This window comes from Mitsuaria sp. BK041 (assembly GCF_014193085.1).
In the GTDB taxonomy this organism is placed as follows: Bacteria; Pseudomonadota; Gammaproteobacteria; order Burkholderiales; family Burkholderiaceae_C; genus Roseateles.
In genome coordinates this window covers 1,319,925-1,339,433 of record NZ_JACHYT010000002.1, presented here as the reverse complement: position 1 = coordinate 1,339,433, position 19,509 = coordinate 1,319,925, and the positions used below count along the sequence as shown (strand labels likewise).

Here is a 19,509-nt window from a genome sequence, read left to right as displayed (position 1 = left end):
GTCCCCCATGAGCGCCAATGGCAAGACTGCCTTCGACTTCGACGCCGTCAGCATCGCTGGCGAGCCGGTCGCGCTGTCGCAGTACCGCGGCCGCGTGCTGCTGATCGTCAACACCGCCAGCGAGTGCGGTTTCACCCCGCAGTTCAAGGGCCTGGAGGACCTGTGGCGCGACTACCAGGCCCGCGGGCTGGTGATCGTTGGATTCCCGAGCAACGAGTTCGGCGGCCAGGACCCCGGCAGCAATGAGGAGATCGCCTCGTTCTGCCAGCTGAACTATGGGGTCAGCTTCCCGATGATGGCCAAGGTCAAGGTCAACGGCGGTGAGGCGCATCCGCTGTGGCAGTGGCTCAAGGGCGAGAAGCCCGGGATCCTGGGGACGCAGGGCATCAAGTGGAACTTCACCAAGTTCCTGGTCGGGCGCGATGGCCAGGTGCTCAAGCGCTTCGCGCCGAACGACGCGCCGGCGGCGATCCGCGGCGAGATCGAGGCGGCGCTGGGCGGCTGAGCGGCCTCAGCGTCCGGGAAGGCCGGCCGCGACCGGACCGATCCGGCAACGCGGATTTGTCGGATGGCCGACATTCTGGCCGCGCACGACGGCCTGGAGGCCATCGCCATGGAAGACGCACTCGGGCGCATCGCCCACCACTTCGCCCGTTTCGCCGAGATCGACGGCCAGGATGACCCGCTGTACCGCGCCCTCGCGGCGGTCATCGGCGGCGATGCCGCGCTGATGGGCCTGCTCCTGGAGGCGCCGCCGACGCAGCGCCTGCCCGTGCTGCTACTGGCGGCGCTGCATGAGCGGATCCTCGCGGGCGATCCGCATCCGTTGGCGGCGTATTACGCCAGCGTCGGCGGGACGCGCGCGCCCGACGACGCCTTGCCGGCGACCCTGCGGGACTTCATCCAGCGGGAGGACCCGGCGCTGCGCGCGCTGATCCGCACCCGCACGACGCAGACCAACGAGACCGGTCGCTGCGCGGTGCTGCGGCCGGCCCTGCAGGCGCTCGCGACGCGGCTGGGCGGGACGGCGTCGGCGCCGGTGGAACTCGCGCTGTTCGACTTCGGTTGCAGCGCCGGCCTGAACCTGGGCGTCGACCGCTATGCCTATGACGATGGTGTCGAGGTCACGCCGGGCGCGAGCCCCGACGCGCCGGTGATCCGGACGCATTGGCGCGGCGAACGCCCCACCGGCCTGCTGGGCGCGCCGTGCTGGCGGGCGGCGCGGCGGATGGGCGTCGACCTGAACCCGGCCGACCCCGCCGACGAAACCGCCGCTCGCTGGTTGCGCGCCTGCCTGTGGCCCGGCGACGCCGCCCGGCGCGAGCGCCTGGACCGTGCGCTCGCCGATGCGCGGCGGCATCCGGTGCCGCTGGTCCGCTCGGCGGACGGCCTGTCAGTGCTCGAGCGCTGGATGGCGGACCTGCCGGCCGGCGTCACGCCGGTGCTCGTCAATGTCTGGGTGCTGGCCTACTTCGACGCCGAGGCCTTTCGCGCGCACGTCGAGCGCATCGAACGCCTGGTCCGCGAGCGCGGCCTGGCCTGGATCAGCGGCGAGATCGGCAAGCTGGCGCCGCTGCCGTCGCCGCCCGACTGTCCGCCGGGCGAGTCGCCGGGCAGCAGCACCCTGTGGACGCTGCAGTGGGCCGATGGCGGCGAGCCGCGGACCGGGGCGCTGGCGTGGTCCCACCCCCATGGCCGGTGGATCGAATGGCTGGAGGCTTGAAATCCGGCGTTCGAGGCCGGCGGCTGACGCAGGCGCCTCCACCGCCGGTTCAGTGAGAGGCCGCCGCGGCCGGTCCGCCCGGCACGACCTGGAGCTCGTTGATGACGGCCTCGACATCGTCCAGCTGCTTCACCAGCGCTTCCAGCGCCGCGGCGTCCCCGGCGCTCCGCACGCAGCCCTGCAGCCAGATCCAACGCCGCTGGCCGAGCGCCCAGACGCTGGTCGTGGCGGCGAAACGGCCGTCCGCGGCGATGGCTTTCTGCACCCGCGGCATGATTTCCTTGTCGTAGAGATAGGCGTTGGGCAGGCGGCAGCGGCCACTCTGGAAGCAGCTCGTGCCGCGCTCGATGCGACCGTGGGCCTGGGCCCGGACTTCAGCCTCGGTGAGCAGCGGGCCCGCCGGGACCGGGCACACCGAAGGCGGGATCGCCGACGTCAACTGGACGAAGGGATCGTCGAAGACATTGCGGCGGACGTCGTCGCCGAGCGCCGGGCCGGTGGCCAGGGCCAGGACCAGCACGACGCTCCCGAGCCGTCGGCGCCGTGCCGGTGCCGGGCGCGGGAAATCCGTGACAGGGGAGCGGCCCACGGGCGAGGGTGTCGATGGCATGAGCGCGAGCCTGCCTCAACGCGCGCCCGGCCGCCAGGGCCGCCGCGACGGCTGAAGGGCCTCAGCGCATCGGTGACGCCGCCAGGGATGCCGCGAGCGCTTGCGTCGCTCCGCACACGAAACACTTTCAGCGCGGACGGCGGAGCGGTCTGCCGATAGGATCGGCCCTTCCTTCGCTCCCCCGAGGGAGCGGCGACGACAAGCACCCCACCGATCGGAGACCTCGACGATGCTGGCTTCCTTCCCTGTCTGGCGCCGCGCGGCGCTCGCCCTGGCCGCGATGGCCGCCCTCGGCGTCCAGGCGCAGACCGTGCCCGAGCTGCAGGCCTTGGCCGCCAGGGAGCAGCCCCATCTGATGAAGACGCTGCAGCAACTCGTCGAGATCGAGTCCGGCAGCTCCGACCGCCAGGGCCTGGACCGCATCGCCGGCCTCATCGCCCAGCGGCTGCGCGAGCTCGGCGGGCAGGTGCAGCTGATCGATCCCGACACGACCATCGCGTCGCCGACCTCCGACGCCGGCGACGGCCCGGCCAAGGTGGGCCAGATCGTGCGCGCGTCGTTCAAGGGCGGCAGCGCCACCGGCAAGCGCGTGATGCTGATCGCGCACATGGACACCGTCTACCAGCGTGGCGGCCTGAAGCAGCAGCCCTTCCGCATCGACGGCAACCATGCCTACGGCCTGGGCATCGCCGACGACAAGCAGGGCGTGGCGACCATCCTCCACACGCTGGCGATGCTCAAGGCGGTCGGCTTCAAGGACTACGCGGAGATCACCGTGCTGATCAACGGCGACGAGGAGATCGGCTCGCCTGGATCGAACGCGTTGATCACCCGGCTGGGCGGCGAGCACGACGCGGTGCTGTCCTTCGAGGGCGGCGGCGGGCCGACGACGCCGGACACGGTGCGGCTGGCCACCAGCGGCATCGCGTCGGTGGACCTGAAGGTCAAGGGGCGCTCGTCGCATGCGGGCGCGGCGCCGGAGAAGGGCGTCAACGCGCTGTACGAGATGGCCCACCAGATCATGCAGACCCGCGACCTGTCCGACCCGAAGAACGGGAAGCACCTGAACTGGACGATGGCCAAGGCGGGCTCGGTCCGCAACGCGATCCCGGAGCGGGCCGAGGCCAACGGCGACGCGCGCGCGGACCGCGTCGCCGATTTCGACGGCATGGAGGCCGAGCTGCGCAAGCGCATCCAGAACAAGCTGCTGCCGGAGTCGGAGATCACGCTGAGCTTCGACCGCCGCCGGCCGCCGCTGCAGGCGACGGAGGCCTCGCGCGCGCTGGCCGCCAAGGCCAAGGCGCTGGCCGACGAGCAGAAGCTGGAGCTGGTCGTCCGTGACCGTCCCACCGGCGGCGGCACCGATGCGGCCTATGCCGCGCTGGCGACCAAGGCGCCGGTGATCGAGGGTCTGGGCGTGCGCGGCTACGGCGCGCACAGCAGCGACAGCGAGTTCGTCGTCATCGACGCCATCGCGCCCAAGCTCGTGCTGGTCACGCGCCTGGTGATGGCCATCGGCAGCGGCAAGGCGCTCTGACGAACCCCTCGGCGATTCAGGGACGGCTCACGCCTTCGGATACAGGACCATCTGCGTGCAGCGGAACAGCGCGATCGTCTTGCCCTCGTGGCTGACGGTCGCGTCCCAGACCTGCGTCGTGCGGCCCATGTGCACGGCCACGGCGGTGCATTCGATGACCCCGTCGCGGGCGGTGCCCAGGTGGTTGGACTTGAGCTCGACGGTGGTGAAGTTGCTGGCGCCGTCCGGCAGCGAGGCGATGCAGCCGTAGCCGCAGCAGGTGTCGGCCAGCGTGACGACGCTGCCGGCATGCAGGTAGCCGTTGGGCGCCATGACCTGCTGACGCACGGGCAGCCGCGCGTGGACGCGGCCCTTCTCGACCTCGACGATCTCGATGCCCAGGTGGCCCGGCAGGCAGGCGGCGCCACGCGCGTTGAAGTCGGTGATCATGTGATTCGGTGGGGCAGGTGATGCGAAGCCGGCATTGTCGTCGTGCTGTACCGGTGCGCCGGCGGCGGGGCTGTTGCGGTGCGGCGGGGTCCGGCTGGGGATAATGGCCGCCGCCGTTTGTCCAACCTGGAGTTCCCAGCATGTTCCAGCACGTCGACGCCTACGCGGGCGATCCCATCCTCAGCCTGAACGAGGCCTTCCAGAAGGACCCGCGCACGCAGAAGATCAACCTGTCCATCGGCATCTACTTCGACGACGACGGCCGCATCCCGATGCTGGATTCGGTGCGCCGGGCCGAGCTGGCCGTGGTGGAGCAGGCCGGCGCCCGGCCCTACCTGCCGATGGAAGGTGCCGCCAATTTCCGCACCGAGGTGCAGAAGCTGCTGTTCGGCGCCGACAGCGAGGCGCTCAAGAGCAACCGGGTGGCGACCATCCAGGGCGTGGGCTCGTCGGGCGGCCTGAAGGTGGGCGCGGATTTCATCAAGCGTTACTTCCCCGACAGCGCCATCTACCTGAGCGACCCGACCTGGGACAACCACCGCGCCGTCTTCGAGGGCTCGGGGCTGGAGTGCCGCAGCTACCCGTACTACGACGCCAAGACCGGCGGCCTGCGCTTCGACGCGATGCTGCAGGCGCTGTCGGAGGCGCCGGCGCGCAGCATCGTGCTGCTGCATGCGTGCTGCCACAACCCGACCGGCGTGGACCTGTCGCAGTCGCAATGGGACGCGCTGATCCCGGTGCTGAAGGAGCGCGAGCTGATCGCCTTCCTGGACCTGGCCTACCAGGGCTATGGCGATGGCCTGGAGCAGGACACCTTCGCGATCCGCGCGCTGGCCGCCGAGGGGCTGAGCTTCTTCGTCGCCAACAGCTTCTCCAAGAACATGAGCCTGTACGGCGAGCGCTGCGGCGCGCTGTCGGTCGTGTGCCCGGACGCGGCGCAGGCGGCCAACGTGCTGGGCCAGTTGAAGTTCACCATCCGCCGCAACTACTCCAACCCGCCGATGCATGGCGGCCAGGTCGTGGCCAAGGTGCTGGGCGACCCGGCGCTGCGCGCGCTGTGGGAGGGTGAGGTCGAGGAGATGCGCGAGCGCATCCTGGCGATGCGCAACGCGCTGTTCGAGGTCATCACGGCCAAGATTCCGGGGCGCAACTTCGATTACTTCCTGACGCAGCGCGGCATGTTCAGCTACACCGGGCTGACGCCGGAGCAGGTGGACCGCCTGCGCGAGGAATTCGGCGTCTACATCCTGCGCTCGGGCCGGATGTGCATCGCCGGCCTGAACACCCGCAATGTCGAAGCCACCGCGAACGCGATGGCAGCCGTGCTGGCCTGACCGACGTCTCCGTCTGGTCCCTTCGCCTGGGATTCATCCCCTCTCTCGACACCCCTCGCGCCCGCATCATTCCCTCTCCCCCCGGGAGGGGGAGAGGGTAGGGTGAGGGGGTTCTTGCCGTAGCGCTGCGGCAGATCGAAAGACCCCTCACGCCCGCCCTCTCCCCGCGCGGCGGGGAGAGGGAGTAACCCGGTTGGCACCGCATTTGCGCGCATTCAACAGGGTTATGGGTGGCGGCCTCGCTTTCATTGGCTGAGGGCGGCGCGAATCCGTACCCTCCCGGACCATTCAAGAATGAATTCGTCCGGGATGAAGCAACTCGTGGTGATCGGTGGCGGCGTCGTTGGCGTCACCACCGCCTGGGCCCTGGCGGAGGCGGGGCACCGGGTGACGCTGGTGGAGCGCGAGGCCGCGCTCGCCACCGGCGCGAGCCGGGCGAACGGCGGGCAGCTCAGCTACCGCTACGTGTCGCCGCTGGCCGATGCCGGCGTGCCGCTGAAGGCGCTGCGCTGGCTGCTGGACCCCGACGGCCCGCTGCGCTTCAAGCCCGATGGCACCGCCGCGCAGTGGCGCTGGCTGGCCGCCTTCCTCGCCCACTGCCGCGGTCCGATCAACCAGCGCACCACCGAGCGCCTGCTCGAACTGGGCGCCTTCAGCCAGCAATGCTTTGGCGAGCTGCAACGCCACGCGGCCCTCGACGCCATCGAGCTGCGCACGCCCGGCAAGCTGGTCGTCTACCGGAAGGCCGAGGAATTCGCCCGCGTGGCCGCGCGCGCGACGGGCGGACCGGAACGCGCGCTGACCCGGGACGAATGCCTCGCCATCGAACCCGCGCTGGGCGATGGCGGCGCGGACTGGCTCGCGGGCGGCATCTTCACCGCGGGCGAGGCCGTGGCCGATTGCCACGCGCTCAGCGTCCAGCTGGGCGAGCGCCTCGCGCGGCATCCGAATTTCCAGGGACGGCTGCAGGCGCATGCGACCGGCTTCGTCGTCGAGGGCGAGCGCGTCGTCGCGCTGCGCACCGACCAGGGCGAACTGGCGACCGGCGGGGTCGTGCTGGCGGCCGGGCTGCAGAGCGCGGCGCTGGCGGAACTGGTCGGCCTGCGGCTGCCGCTGTATCCGCTCAAGGGCTACAGCCTGTCCGCGCCGATCAACGGCGTGCACCGTCCGCCGACGGTCAGCGTGACCGACTTCGAACGCAAGACGCTCTACGCCCGCATCGGTCAGCAGCTGCGCGTGGCGGCGATGGTCGACCTGGTCGGCGAGGACACCCGCATCGATCCCAAGCGCCTGGCGGCCTTGCAGCGCAATGTGCGCGAGACCTTCCCGAAGGCCGCCGACTACGACCGCGCGGTGCCCTGGGCGGGGCTGCGGCCGGCCACGCCGTCCGGCGCGCCGATGCTGGGCGAGACGCCGCTGCGCGGACTGTGGCTGAATGTCGGCCATGGCGCCCTGGGTTTCACCTTCTCTTTCGGCTCGGCCCGCATCGTGGCCGACCTGGTCTCCGGCAAGCCCAGCCCGATCGCGCTGGACGGCCTGCAGCTGCGCGCTGCCTGAGGGCTCGCGGTGACGGACGGACGCAGCGCGCCCTCGCCCGCCGCGCCATCGCCCGCCGCGCCGGCGGACGGCCGCGCGCCGCTTCGTCCAGGCGCCCGTCCCGCACAGCCCTTGACCCACGGCGCCCTGGCCCAGACCTTGCGCGAGGCGGTCCTGGCGCAGGACTTCGGCGCGACGCTGGATCCGCAGGACGAGGGGCGACCGATCCGGCACTTCCCCAGCATCGACCTGGCCGTCGCGGCCTTCCCCGAGTCGGGACCGCCGGTGTGGGCGAACGTGGCGTTCTCGCGCGAGCATCCGCAGGGCTTGATCGCCGAGCTGCCGGCCGATGGCGGGCCGGTGCGCAACTTGCGCTTCCTGGCGGACCAGCGCGATGCCGACGGGAACTCGATCGCGTGGCGCCCGGGCTCGGATTGGTCCGCGATGGACTGGGTGCCGCTCGCGGGCGCCGTGGGCGAGGGCGGCGGCCGCGTGGTCGCGCCCTATCCGGCGTCGCTGCTGAAGCTGATGGTGCTGGTCGGCATCGGGCGGCTGGTCGACCAGGGACGCGCTGGCTGGTGGCAGTCGCTGGAATACGGCGGCCGCGAGCGCGTGGTGGCCGACTGGGCCTATGACATGGTCACCTGGAGCAGCAACGAGGCGACCTCGGCGCTGGTGACGCTGATGCATGCGGCCGGTGCGATCCGCCGCGACGGAGGACGCGAGGTGCGCAACGAGCTGCATGCGCTGTTCGCGTCGCTCGGGCTGACGACGCTGCGCCTGGCCAACACGACGGCCGAGGGCGGCTGGGGCAACGTGTCGGGGTCCGGCGTCGGGCAGATCCAGATGACGGCGTGGGACACGGTGCGCCTGCTCTGGTGGCTGGACCCGACCGCGCCCCGCGCGCCCTGGCTGGCGGCCGACGCGCCGCGGCTGTCGCCCGAGAGCCGCAACCAGGCGATGCATGCGCTGCAGGACCAGGCGCTGCATCAGGTGCTGTCGAGTGGTGCCTTGGCGGGCGTGCCGGGCTGGGTGCCGGGCCTGCCGGCGCGGCTGCCGTCGCGGTGGTTGCAGCCCGACGGATCGCTGCAGGCGGGCGAGGTGTCGCTGCCCGGCGACCTGCGGCGCTTCGCGGCCGGCGGCGAGGTCTGGTTCGCGCACAAGACCGGCAACACGGAGAACTACGCGTCCGATGCCGGCATCGTGCGCGGCATCGCGCCGCGCCGGCGCCATTACCTGATCGCGCTGCTGACCAGCCTCGGGTCGCGCTACGCTCCCGATCCCCGCTGCCCGACGACGTGGCGCATCCCGGCGCTCGGCGCCGCGATCGACGCGCGGATGGCGGCGTGGCTCGAGGCCTGAACTCGACGGTTGATCGTCATGCCTTCCACCCCCATGCTGCTGCCTCCCCTGCCCGAGCGCGCCTGCCTCGGCATCATCGCCCCCGCCGGTCCGCCGCGCGAAGGCAGGCTCGATCAGGTCGTGCCGATGATCGAGCGGCTGGGCTTTCGCGCGAAGGTGTTCCCGGGTTGCGCGGGTCCCGCCTTCCTCGGCCATCTCGCGGCGGACGACGACCGGCGGCTGAACGACCTGGAGGCCGCGCTGGCCGATCCCGACGTCGACGCCGTCATCGGCCTGCGCGGCGGTTACGGCTGCATGCGGCTGCTGGACCGGATCGATCGCGCGCTGCTGCGCCGCTTTCCGAAGCCGCTGATCGGCTACAGCGACCTGACGGCGCTGATGGCGCTGCGACAACAGGAGGGCCTCGCCAGCTGGCATGCGCCGATGCCAGCCTCGGACTGGTGCAAGGGGGAGTCGGGATGGGCCGATGCCGTCGCGCTCGCGCAGCGGCTCCGGCGGGGTCTGCGGGAAGGGGAGCGGCTTGGGCCTGCGCTCGCACCGCACCCGCTGAATCGCGGGACGGCACCCGTTCGCGGCGTGCTCACGGGAGGCAATCTCGCGGTCCTCGTGGCGCTGCTGGGCACGCCGTTCATGCCGGACCTGCGGGGCTCGGTGCTGTTCCTCGAGGACGTCGGGGAGGATCCCTACATGATCGATCGCCTGCTGTGCCAGCTGCGTCTGAGCGGAGGGCTCGACCAGCTGACGGGCGTGCTGCTGGGCAGCTTCAGTGATGCGGACTCGCCGGATGAGGTGCTGGCCGATTACTTCGGCGGGCTCGGCGTGCCGGTGCTTGCCGGTTGGCCAAGCGGCCATACGTCGCCGAACCTTCCGCTGCCGATCGGTGTGACCATCACGCTGAATCCGGTCGCGAGAACGCTCGAAGCCTGAACAGGTTGCCCCCATCGGAGGCCCGACCTCAGGGCGACGACTTGGCACGCAAGACCTGGCACTCTTCTCGTCCACGAAGATGCGAGGAGGTCGACATGGCTCGAGCCGTCTATCTGGTCCCAGGCTTTCAAAGGTGGAGGCGCAAGCAGGGCATGCGCAGACGGTGATCTCTGCCGTGCCGTGGCTGAAATGGAACGCGGCCTGATCGATGCAGATCTTGGTAGTGGACTCTTCAAGAAGCGGATTGCACGATCCGGCGCCGGCAAACGCGATGGCTTCCGCGTGATCGTCGCCCATCGACGGGGCGCGCCGTGGTTCTTCATCGAAGGCTATGCGAAGAACGTCCTCGCCAATATCGACGACCGGCAGCTTCAAGGTTTCAAGGCGATGAACGTCTCCCTGGCGGCGATGGACATCGTTCAGCGGGATGCCGCAATCAATTCTGGATTTCTGACGGAGGTGCTCTGTGATGCGCAAGCGCAAGTACGACTCGATTGATCGAATGGTGAAGACCGGACGCGGCATGCACGCCTGCGGGTTGGTCAGCGGTGAGCATTTCCAACGCCTGGCCTGGTGCGGCATTGCACCGCCGGCGCCGCTGACGCCCGACGAGGTCCGGGCCATCCGGGAGGAGGCGGACCTCAGCCTCTATGTCTTCGCGAACATGCTCAGCACGACAGCGCGGCTGCTGCGCCGCTACGAGCAAGGGCTGGATCGACCGACCGGTCCGCTCCTGCGATTCCTGCACACGATCCGGGAGCAGGGCGTGAAGCGCATCTTCCCCTTGACCTCGGCCGCACTGGGCGGCAAGGCGTAAAAAAGCCCGCCGGTTCCCCGGCGGGCTTTCGTGTGTCCGAGGCCGCCGCGCGAGGCGGCAGGCCATCGGAGCGATCAGAAGAACTTGTAGTCAAGTCCCAGCGTGAACGAGCGCCCGCGCGGGTCGGCGACGCGCGGCTCCCACGAGCTGCCCGAGCCGGTGTTGCTGTCGTAGCTGTTCGCGAACGGCGGGTCCTGGTCGAGGATGTTCTTGATGCCGGCCGTGATCGTCAGGTTCTTGATGCCGGTGTAGGCCACGCTGACGTGGTGCAGGTAGTACGGCTTGACCCACGGGTCGAAGGCCGGGGCCGTCGCGTTGCCGTTGGCGATGCCCGGCGGCACGTAGCCGTAGTAGCCCGTCGAGTACTGCTGGCGCAGCGACCAGGCCCAGTCGCCATAGGCGTAGGTGATGTAGGCGCTGTGCTTCCAGCGCAGGCCCAGCTCGCTCGAGCGCGTGAAGCGGCCGACCTCGCTCGGCCCGAAGGGCACGTTGTCCAGCAGCTTGGACTTCTTCTCCAGCAGGTAGGTGCCATCCAGGCCGGCCGTCAGGCGGCCGCCGTTGAGCGGCGTGCTGCCGCGCATCGACAGCTCCAGCCCGCGCGTGCGCGTCTCGCCGGTGTTGATCCAGCGCGTGTCGACGATCTTCAGCGCGCCGGTGCTGTCACGCAGGAAGGCCTCGGGGAAGAGCTGGTAGTTGTTCAGGATCTGCGACAGCGTCAGGCTCTGGATCTGGCCGTCGCGCTTGATGTCCCACAGGTCGACGCTCATGTTGAAGGCCGGCGAGGGCTGCCACACGAAGCCGATGTTGGACATCTTCGACTCCTCCGGCCGCAGGTCCGGCTTGCCGCCGAAGAGCGTGTTGAAGGTGATCGCCTGGCAGCCCGGCGCGTTGCTCACCACGTTGCCGGGGCAGGTCGCCGGATCCGGCACGCCGGCGCCGGTGTAGGGCGACTCGGTCACGCCATTGAACAGCTGGTTGAAGGTGGGCACCCGGAAGCCGGTGCTGTACGAGGCGCGGAACACCAGGCTCTCCAGCGGCTGGTAGCGCACCGACGCCTTCGGGTTGGTCGTGCTGCCGAAGCCGGTGTACTTGTCATAGCGCACCGACAGGTTCAGGTCGAGGTTCTTGACGATCGGGATGATGGTTTCGCCGAAGATCGCGCCCACCTTGCGCTTCACGCCGCTCAGCGCGTTGATGTTGTCGAACGGCGCGTTGTAGACCCAGGTGTTGATGTCGTTGGTGTTGACCGAGGTGTTGCCGTCGAAGCGGTACTTCTCGATGCGGTAGTCCACGCCCAGCGCCGCCATCACCTCGCCCGCCGGCAGCTTGAAGACCGGGCCCGACACGGTGGCGTCGAACTGGTCGGTCGTGTACTTGCCGCCATAGAGCTCCGTCCCCGCCGCCGAGATGGCGTTGAGCGCCGCCAGCGCCGCGGGCGTCTGCGACTCGCCCGCCAGCAGGAAGGGATTGAGCACGCCGGTGTTGATCAGGTTGGCCAGGCCGACGTAGTTGTGATAGCCGCTGCCCAGCGTCGAGGTGCTCTTGCTGTAGGCGTGCGAGGCGCCGGCCTTGTAGTCCCAGTCCTTGAGGAAGGGCAGCGGGCCGTCCAGGCTCAGCAGGTAGCGGCCGGTGTCGGTGTCGGTGCCGATGGCGCGCTCGCCGCATTCCATGCAGCGCCAGCGGAAGGTCATCGGCAGGCCCTGGTTGGCGGCCAGCGAGGGGAACTGCGCCACCAGCGCGTCGAACACCCGCTGGTAGCCGGCACCGCTGGACGGATAGGCCAGGTCGGCGAAGGGGTTGCGCGTGGTCGTCCCATTGGGCAGGCCCAGCGTCGAGGTCGACGCGGCGCTGCTGATCTGGTTGGGCGAGAAGTACTTGGTCGACTCCGACTTGCCCAGCAGCAGCTCGCCGGTCAGCAGGTGCTCGCCGAGCTTGAGCTGGCCGCGGGTGACCAGGTTGGTGTTCTTGACCGGCTGCTGGATGACCGCGGCGCGTCCGGTGTCCCAGGCGCAGCCGAACTGGTTGGCCGGCGAGGCGGAGGCCGAGTTCCACAGCTTCTCCGCATACGGCCCCATGCCCGGCTGCGAGGCGCAACCGGCCTGGCCGGGCAGGTCCAGGATGTTGACGCTGTTGATCGCGGCGCCGTTGTACAGCGGGCCGGTGTTGGCGTTGGAGCCCGGGCGGCTCAGCACGTTGCGGATGGTCGTGCCCGTCGTCGTGGGCAGGAACAGCGTCGCGAAGGGCGTGCCGCGCGTGTCAGGCGACAGGCCGCGCTCGGGCTGGAAGCTGTTGACGAAATCGCGCTGCGAGCCGTCCAGGCGCTTGTTGTCGGTCACCGACAGCACCGCCAGCAGATTGAAGCCGTCCTTGTCGATGTTGCCGGCGCCGCCGGTCAGCGACGCGCGGTAGATGTTGCCGCCGCCGTGTTCGGTCACGTCGGTGAAGGCGCTGGCCTGCAGGCCCTGGTAGTCCTTGCGCAGGATGAAGTTGATGACGCCGCCCACGGCATCGGTGCCGTAGGTCGAGGAGGCGCCGTCCTTGAGCACCTCGACGCGCTCGATGGCGGCCATCGGGATCTGGTTCAGGTCGACGACGCCGCCGTTGAGGCCGTGCGCGGCGATGCGGCGGCCGTTCAGCAGGATCAGCGTCGCGTTGGCGCCCTGCAGGCGCAGGTTGGCGGAGGTCGCGCCGTTGTTGCCCCGCGCCTGGCCCGACACCACGTCGGCATTGGAGGCCAGGTTGTCCAGGCCGTTGCCGTTGGCCGAGAGCGTGGCGATCAGCTGCTCGGCCGACACGATGCCCTGGCGGTCCAGGTCCCGGCGGGAGATCGTCTGCACCGGCAGCGCGCCTTCGTCCTGGATGCGCTTGATGCTCGAGCCGGTGATCTCCACCCGCTCCATCTTCTGGACCTCCTGCGACCAGGCCGCCGCATGGGCGCCCAGCCCCACCACCACGAGACAGCGAGCGAGTTGATTCAATTTCACGACCTTCTCCTTGTTAACCGGACCCGGCGTCCTGCAACGCCGCCAACGACGGAGGCGCGACCATTGGCGATCGACCTGTTGCGAGCTGCGAACGATCTTCAAGCACGAGACGATTTCAAGGTCCTAGGAACCTCACCCATTTGTTGCTTCCGTCCCGATGAATGCTTGTCGCGCGGCCATAACCTGCGGGAATGCAAAGGCGCCGGGCCGATACAGTCGCCCCTCATGCGATCGATCACCGCCCTTGCCCTCCTGGTCGCCGCGCTGGCCACGACCGGCTGCGCCACCTTCATCGACACGCCGCCCGCGCCGGTCCAGGCCGCCTTGCGCGAGGCCGGCGTGCCGGCCGCCTCGCTGGCGGTGGTGGCCCATCCGCTGGAGGCGCCCGGCACCGGCCTGCGCCTGAACGCGGACCGGCCGATGGCGCCCGCCTCGACGATGAAGACGATCACCGCGGTGGTCGCGCTGGACCGGCTGGGGGCGAGCAGCCGCGGGCAGACGCAGCTGCTGGCCGCGGGCGAGGTCCGTGATGGGCGACTCGACGGGCCGCTGGTGCTCAAGGGCGGGGCCGACGCGGACCTGGACTGGCCCGCGCTGTGGGCGATGCTGCGCGAGCTGCGGGAGCGCCATGGCGTGCGCGAACTGGCCGGCGGCATCGTCGTCGACCGCGGCCTGTTCCAGCCGTCGCGCTTGGACATCGACGCGCCGCGCTTCGACGAGCAGGCGGAATTTCCCTACAACGTCATCCCCGACGCGCTGCACCTCAACGGCAGCCTGCTGCAGTACGACCTCGCCGCCGACGAGCGCGGGCTGACGGCGCGGCCTTTCCCGCAGTTCGGCGCCCTGGTGATCGACACCAGCGCGGTGAGGCTCAACGACAAGCCCTGCAAGGACTGGGACGACGGCTGGATGCCGTCGCGCTTCGAGCCCTTGCCCGGCGGTGGGGGCCGGCTGGTGCTCGCGGGCGAGTTCCCGCGCGGCTGCCAGGTGACGCAGTCGCTGAACGTGCTGGACCGGCAATGGGAGACGGCGCAGGCCTTGCGCCAGTTGTGGGGTGAGTTGGGTGGGAGCTTGTCGGGCGAGATCCGCGAGGGCGCGACGCCGGAGGGCGCGCGCGTGCTGGTCCAGCATCGCGACCGCCCGCTGGCGGAGCTGCTGCGGCCGGTGATGAAGGTCTCGGACAACGCGCTGGCGCGGTTGCTGTTCCTGCGCCTGGGCGCTGCCGCGGCGCAGCCGGGCGAGGACACGCGCCAGGCCGCCGCGCGCGTCGTGCGCGACTGGTTCGCGGCGCAGCGTATCGACACCACGGGCATGACCCTGGAGAACGGCTCAGGCCTGTCGCGCACCGAGCGGGCGACCGCGGCGCAACTGGCGGCGATGCTGGGGGCGTCGGCACGCGGGCCGCACGGGCCGGAGCTGCTGGCGACGCTGCCGGTGGCGGGCGTCGACGGGACGCTGGCGCGGCGCATGAAGGGCACGGCGGCCGAGGGCCGAGCCCGCATGAAGACCGGCACGCTGCGCGACGTCGTGGCGCTGGCGGGCTACGTGCCGGACTCGACCGGCCGGACCTGGATCGTCGTCGCCATCGTCAACGACGAGCAGGCGATGAAGGCGCGCCCCGCCATCGACGCGCTGGTCGACTGGGTGGCGCGGCAATGAGCGCAGAGGGTGAGGTTCTTCAGCTCACCGCCGGCGACAGCAAGCGCACCGTTCCCGCGGTCGCGTCCATTTCCGCCGGCTGCCCCACCGGCACGGTGAACTTGCGCTTGATGTGGCCGATCATCGCCCCGCGGTACACCGGGATGTTGAGCGGCAGGAAGTAGTCGTCGAACACCTCATCCAGCGTCAGCGTGCCGTAGCTCCCATCCCCGGGCCCGCACTGGGTGAACTTGCCCAGCACCACGCCCGACAGCTGGTCCAGCGCGCCGCACAGCCGCAGCGTCGACAGCATGCGGTCGACGCGGTAGATGTACTCGTTGACCTCCTCGAGGAAGAGGATCGCGCCCCGCGTGTCGGGGAAGTAGGGCGAGCCGGCCAGCGAGCTCAGCACCGCCAGGTTGCCGCCCACCAGCGGTCCGCGCGCCAGGCCCGGTCGCAGCGTGCTGATGCGGTCCTCGCGCTGGACGAGGTGGGCCCCGCGCTCGCCCTGCGGGTTCTGCAGCAGGTCGGCCTGCGCGTCCATCGCCACGGCGCGGAAATGCTGGAGCGAAAACTCGTTCCACTCCGAGCCCGCGACCGGGCAGTGGAAGGTGATCAGCCCCGTCTGCTTGTGGATCGCGTTGACCAGGCTGGTCAGGTCCGAGAAGCCGCCGAAGAACTTCGGCTTGCGCCGGATCAGCGCGTAGTTCAGCTTGTCGACGATGCGGTTGCATCCCGACCCGCCGGTCAGGGCCAGGATCCCGGCCACCTCGTCGTCGGCGAAGGCGTCGTTGATGTCGGCGGCGCGCTGCACGTCGGTGCCGCCGAACTGGCCGTAACGGCCGCGCACGTTGGCCCCGAGCTTGACCTTGAAGCCCAGCGCCTCGAGCGACTCGACGGCGATCTCCAGCGGCTCGCGCTCATAGGTCGCGTTGGCGGGGCTGACCAGCGCGATCGTGTCGCCGGGGCGCAGTCGGCGTGCGCGCAGCGGCTCTGGCGCGGCATTGGGCCGTGCGGCGCGGGCCGGCGCGGCGGTCTGCGCCCGCGCCGGCGACAGCGCGCCCAGTGCGGCCGCCGCAGCGGCGCCGGTGAGGAGGTGGCGGCGGGAAGCGGTCATGAGGATCTCCGGAAGCAGCGACGTACGAGGGTTTCAGGCGCCTGTCGCAGCACGCGAGCGACGCCGGCCACCGCTCACAGCACCAGCGGCAGTTCGCGGCGCACGCGCTCGCGGTCGCCGAAGTCGAAGTGCCACCACTCGGTCGTGATGGTCTGGAAGCCGGCATGGCGCATCGCCGCGCGCAACCAGCCGCGATGGCGCAGCTGGTCCGCGGTGAGACCGCCCGCGGCGAGCTGCTCGGCCTCGAACTCGGGGTGCGAGGCCGGCGTCATTTCGTCGAAACCGGTGCCCATGTCGAGTTCGCGGCCCTGGTCGTCCAGCAGGGTCACGTCGACGGCCATGCCGAATGAATGGATCGAGCGCCGCGCCGGGTGGGCCAGGTACCTGGTGAGCGGCGTGCCCTCCAGTTCGGCCCACAGCGCTTCCTGCACCCGCTGCGGTCGCAGCGCATCCAGCACCACCAGCGTCATGCCCGGGCAGTGGCGAGCCAGCCAGGCGGCCGCCTCGGCGAGCGCATCGGCGGCCTCGCGGCGCAGGAAGGCGCAGTCCAGGCCGCCGTAGACGTTGCGGCCGACGAAGTTGTCCGGCGTCGCGTAGCGCAGGTCCACCGCGATGCCGGGGATGGTGAGCAGCGAGCGGAACTCGGTGTGCGCCGCGATCTCTTCGCAGGGAATGGCATTCATCCGGCGAGGCTGTCCAGGTTGGCGCGGGCCGCGTCCCGCAGGTAGGTGACCAGCCGGCGCGCCGCCTGGGCCAGCGGCGCGCTGGCGGAGGTCAGCAGGTAGAGGTGGATGGCCATCGGCGGCGCCAGCGGCCGGACCTTGACCCGGGTCGGGTCCGCCGACGCGGCGGTGAACGGATCGACGACGGTCATGCCCACGCCCGCCTCCACCAGCGCGCGGGCGAGTTGGTAAGTCTGGACGGTGATGCGGCTGTCCAGGTGCCGGCCCTCGGCCTCGCTGGCGTTGTGCAGCATGTGGCCCAGCGGATCGTCCTCGGCCATCGCGATCAGCTCGGACTGGATCTCCTCCAGCGGCAGCGGGCCGCTGCCCTGCGCCTCGGGACCCTGCACCGGGCACAGCGCCATCATCGTGCCGCTGGCCAGCACCTCGGCCTTGATGCCGGGGTGGCGCGGGTCCTGCAGGCTGAGCGCCAGGTCGGCTTCGCCCAGCAGCAGCGCCGAGACGATCTCGCGGGTGTGGTTGGTGCTGAGCTGGCAGCGGCTGCGCGGGAAGGCCTGCGCCCAGTGCGTCATCGCCGCCGGAATCACCGCGGCGCCCAGCGTCGGCGTGGCCATCAGGCGCAGCGATTCGGACTCGCCGCCGCGCAGGTTGGCCGCCAGGCGCCGGATGGCGACGAGGTCGCGGTTGAGCTTGTCGATCTCGACGAACAGCCGCTGCGCTTCCGGCGTCGGATACAGCTTGCCGCGCACGCGGTCGAACAGCGGCATGCCCAGCTGCAGCTCGCAGTGCTGCAGCACCTTCGTCACGGCCGGCTGCGAGATGTGCAGCAGCTGCGCCGCGCCGCTGATCGTGCCGGCCTGCATGATGGCGTGGAAGACTTCAATGTGACGAAGCCTCATGTCGGCCCCCCGTCCGACGAATACGTCGTCCGGCCCCCCGAGGGGGCCCGGCCCGGCCGGGGGCGGCCCGGCGCTCGGGCCGGCGCGCGAAGAGGAAGAGCAGGCTTATTCACGGTAGACGTTCTCGAAGACCACCCCGCCGTTGGGCTGCATCCTGAAGCCGCGCAGGTCCTTGCTGGTGGGGATGTAGACCGTCGAGTGTGCCATCGTGATCCACGGGCGCTCCCGCTTGAAGATCACCTGCGCCTGCTCGTAGAGCGCGATGCGCCGCGCCTGGTCGGGCGTGGCGCGGGCCGCGTCGATCAGGCGCTCGAACTCGGGGTTGCAGAACTTGACGCCCGACTTGTTGGTGGCGCAGCTGAGGTTGGGCGTCAGGAAGTCGTCGGCGTCGCCGCTCTCGCCGGACCAGCCGCTCATGTAGACCGAGTGCTCGCCGGCGTTGGCGCGCTTGAGGTACTCGCCCCATTCGTAGGTGCGGATCTGCGCGCGCACCCCGATGCGGGCCCAGTCCTGCTGGATCAGCTGCGCCATCAACTGGCCGTTGGGATTGGTCGGGCGCGTGACGGGCAGTGCCCAGAGGTCGATGTCCAGGCCGTCCGGGAAGCCGGCCTGCCGGAGCAGGGCCTTGGCGCGCTCGGGGTCGTACTCGTTCTTCAGCGTGCGGTTGTAGCCGGGGATGGCCGGTGGGAACGGGTTGACCGCCTGCATCGCGTCGCCGCGCGGGAACAGCGCGCGGAAGATCGCGTCGCGGTCGACGGCGATGTCCAGCGCCTCGCGCACCAGCCGGTTGTCGGTCGGCGGCTTGCGCAGGTTGAAGGACAGGTAGGAGATGTTGAGCGCCTGGATCTTCTCCAGCCGGATGCGTTCGCGATGGCGGTCGATGGCGGCGACGTCGATGTCGCGCAGCGGCGAGGTGATCTGGCATTCGCCGGCAAGCAGCTTCTGCACCCGCACCGCGGCTTCGCGGCTGATGGTGAAGATCAGCTTCTGCGTCTTCTGCGGTTCGCCCCAGTAGTCGGGGTTGGCTTCCATGCGGACGACGTCGTCCTTGGCATAGCTGCGGAAGCGGTAGGGGCCGGTGCCGATGGGCAGGCGGTTGATCTGCGCGGCCTTGCCCTCGCGCAGCAGCTGGGCACCGTACTCGGCCGACTGGATGCCCGCGAACGCCATCGCGAACCAGGTGACGAAGGTGACGTTGGGCTGCGCGAGGGTGAAGCGGACGGTGCGGTCGTCGAGCTTCTCCATCTTCGTGATCGCCTTGGCCAGGCCCAGGTTCTGCGGATAGATGAAGTTGGCGGGGAAGGCCTTGTTGAACGGGTGCTCGCGGTTGAGGAAGCGGCCGAAGGTGAACAGCACGTCGTCGGCGTTCATCGGCCGCGTGGGGGTGAACCACGGGCGGGCGTGGAAGCGGACGTGCTCGCGCAGCGTGAAGGTGAAGACGCGGGCGTCGGGGCTGATGGTCCAGGCGGTGGCGAGCGCCGGCTGCAGCGCGGTGCCGCCGCGCTCGAAGCGGACCAGCCCCTGGAACATCTGGTTGTTGACGTTGTTGGTGCTGGCGGAATCCCACAGGCCGGGATCGAAGCCCTCGGGGCTGGCGTCGGTGCAGTAGACCAGCGGCTTGGGCGCGGCGGCATCGGCCGCCTGGACGACGGGCAGTGCCGCGAGCAGCCACGCGGCCAGCGAGAGGGAAAGGGCAGGGCGCATCGGGGGGAGGGCTAGCCGGCGCATTGTCGAAACGCGGGCGCGACGGTCACAACTGAAATGGGGCGGTTGGACCATAACACCGGGTTATGCGGGCGCTCGATGCGCCCTGACGCCTGGTCTCGTACATCGAAGGCGTCAAACGCCCGAGCGCTCGGGGCGACGAACGCAGCATCCTCGTGGAGTATGCGCGATTCCCTCCGGGCCCATGC

General features: G+C 70.4%; 17 protein-coding genes. 10 read left to right on the top strand and 7 right to left on the bottom strand.

Annotated elements, in window-relative coordinates; translation table 11 throughout:
• Window positions 1-7: 7 nt before the first annotated feature.
• On the top strand, window positions 8-505 hold the full coding sequence (locus tag FHT38_RS21750; protein WP_091729093.1) for a glutathione peroxidase: 498 nt from the start codon (window positions 8-10) through the stop codon (window positions 503-505).
• Between the two features lie 63 nt (window positions 506-568).
• Window positions 569-1,723, top strand: a complete 1,155-nt coding sequence (locus FHT38_RS21745; protein WP_183493192.1) for a DUF2332 domain-containing protein — start codon at window positions 569-571, stop codon at window positions 1,721-1,723.
• 49 nt (window positions 1,724-1,772) lie between these two features.
• Here FHT38_RS21745 and FHT38_RS21740 read toward each other — a convergent pair whose 3' ends face one another.
• On the bottom strand, window positions 1,773-2,243 hold the full coding sequence (locus tag FHT38_RS21740) for a BON domain-containing protein (protein WP_310737412.1): 471 nt from the start codon (window positions 2,241-2,243) through the stop codon (window positions 1,773-1,775).
• Between the two features lie 319 nt (window positions 2,244-2,562).
• Between FHT38_RS21740 and FHT38_RS21735 the strand changes: the two genes are divergently transcribed.
• On the top strand, window positions 2,563-3,870 hold the full coding sequence (locus FHT38_RS21735) for a glutamate carboxypeptidase (RefSeq protein WP_091729083.1): 1,308 nt from the start codon (window positions 2,563-2,565) through the stop codon (window positions 3,868-3,870).
• A 27-nt stretch (window positions 3,871-3,897) separates the two neighbouring features.
• Here the strand turns inward: FHT38_RS21735 and FHT38_RS21730 are convergent, their stop codons facing one another.
• A complete protein-coding gene (locus tag FHT38_RS21730) occupies window positions 3,898-4,299 on the bottom strand; it encodes a PaaI family thioesterase (RefSeq protein WP_091729078.1) in 402 nt (133 codons plus the stop codon).
• Window positions 4,300-4,439: 140 nt separating this feature from the next.
• Between FHT38_RS21730 and FHT38_RS21725 the strand changes: the two genes are divergently transcribed.
• From FHT38_RS21725 to FHT38_RS21700, 6 genes are all read left to right on the top strand, one after another.
• Window positions 4,440-5,633, top strand: a complete 1,194-nt coding sequence (locus FHT38_RS21725) for an amino acid aminotransferase (protein WP_183483412.1) — start codon at window positions 4,440-4,442, stop codon at window positions 5,631-5,633.
• 213 nt (window positions 5,634-5,846) lie between these two features.
• The gene (locus FHT38_RS21720) at window positions 5,847-7,190 is read left to right on the top strand and encodes a D-amino acid dehydrogenase (RefSeq protein WP_310737430.1); all 1,344 of its coding nucleotides are present in this window, start codon (window positions 5,847-5,849) and stop codon (window positions 7,188-7,190) included.
• A 111-nt stretch (window positions 7,191-7,301) separates the two neighbouring features.
• Window positions 7,302-8,531 (top strand): serine hydrolase, encoded by a 1,230-nt coding sequence (locus FHT38_RS21715; RefSeq protein ID WP_183493189.1) that lies wholly within the window; start codon window positions 7,302-7,304, stop codon window positions 8,529-8,531.
• Between the two features lie 18 nt (window positions 8,532-8,549).
• Window positions 8,550-9,458, top strand: a complete 909-nt coding sequence (locus tag FHT38_RS21710) for an LD-carboxypeptidase (protein ID WP_183493188.1) — start codon at window positions 8,550-8,552, stop codon at window positions 9,456-9,458.
• A 189-nt stretch (window positions 9,459-9,647) separates the two neighbouring features.
• Complete coding sequence (locus FHT38_RS21705) at window positions 9,648-9,956, top strand: type II toxin-antitoxin system RelE/ParE family toxin (protein ID WP_183493187.1); 309 nt, start codon at window positions 9,648-9,650, stop codon at window positions 9,954-9,956.
• Window positions 9,928-10,275 (top strand): DNA-binding transcriptional regulator, encoded by a 348-nt coding sequence (locus FHT38_RS21700; protein ID WP_147242107.1) that lies wholly within the window; start codon window positions 9,928-9,930, stop codon window positions 10,273-10,275. Before FHT38_RS21705 ends, FHT38_RS21700 begins: the two co-directional genes overlap by 29 nt.
• Window positions 10,276-10,349: 74 nt before the next feature.
• On the opposite strand, the gene FHT38_RS21695 is transcribed toward FHT38_RS21700, so the two are convergent.
• On the bottom strand, window positions 10,350-13,259 hold the full coding sequence (locus tag FHT38_RS21695) for a TonB-dependent receptor domain-containing protein (RefSeq protein WP_310737411.1): 2,910 nt from the start codon (window positions 13,257-13,259) through the stop codon (window positions 10,350-10,352).
• A gap of 225 nt (window positions 13,260-13,484) precedes the next feature.
• Between FHT38_RS21695 and dacB the strand changes: the two genes are divergently transcribed.
• On the top strand, window positions 13,485-14,918 hold the full coding sequence (gene dacB, locus FHT38_RS21690; protein WP_183493186.1) for a D-alanyl-D-alanine carboxypeptidase/D-alanyl-D-alanine-endopeptidase: 1,434 nt from the start codon (window positions 13,485-13,487) through the stop codon (window positions 14,916-14,918).
• Between the two features lie 19 nt (window positions 14,919-14,937).
• On the opposite strand, the gene FHT38_RS21685 is transcribed toward dacB, so the two are convergent.
• The 4 genes from FHT38_RS21685 to FHT38_RS21670 form a co-directional block, all read right to left on the bottom strand.
• Window positions 14,938-16,014, bottom strand: a complete 1,077-nt coding sequence (locus FHT38_RS21685; RefSeq protein ID WP_183493185.1) for an LD-carboxypeptidase — start codon at window positions 16,012-16,014, stop codon at window positions 14,938-14,940.
• Window positions 16,015-16,088: 74 nt separating this feature from the next.
• Complete coding sequence (locus FHT38_RS21680) at window positions 16,089-16,697, bottom strand: M15 family metallopeptidase (RefSeq protein ID WP_183493184.1); 609 nt, start codon at window positions 16,695-16,697, stop codon at window positions 16,089-16,091.
• Window positions 16,694-17,596, bottom strand: a complete 903-nt coding sequence (locus tag FHT38_RS21675; RefSeq protein WP_091729036.1) for a LysR family transcriptional regulator — start codon at window positions 17,594-17,596, stop codon at window positions 16,694-16,696. Before FHT38_RS21675 ends, FHT38_RS21680 begins: the two co-directional genes overlap by 4 nt.
• A 105-nt stretch (window positions 17,597-17,701) precedes the next feature.
• Window positions 17,702-19,300 carry an ABC transporter substrate-binding protein gene (locus FHT38_RS21670; RefSeq protein WP_183493183.1) on the bottom strand — a complete coding sequence of 533 codons (1,599 nt, stop codon included), beginning with the start codon at window positions 19,298-19,300 and terminating at the stop codon, window positions 17,702-17,704.
• Between the last annotated feature and the right edge of the window lie 209 nt (window positions 19,301-19,509).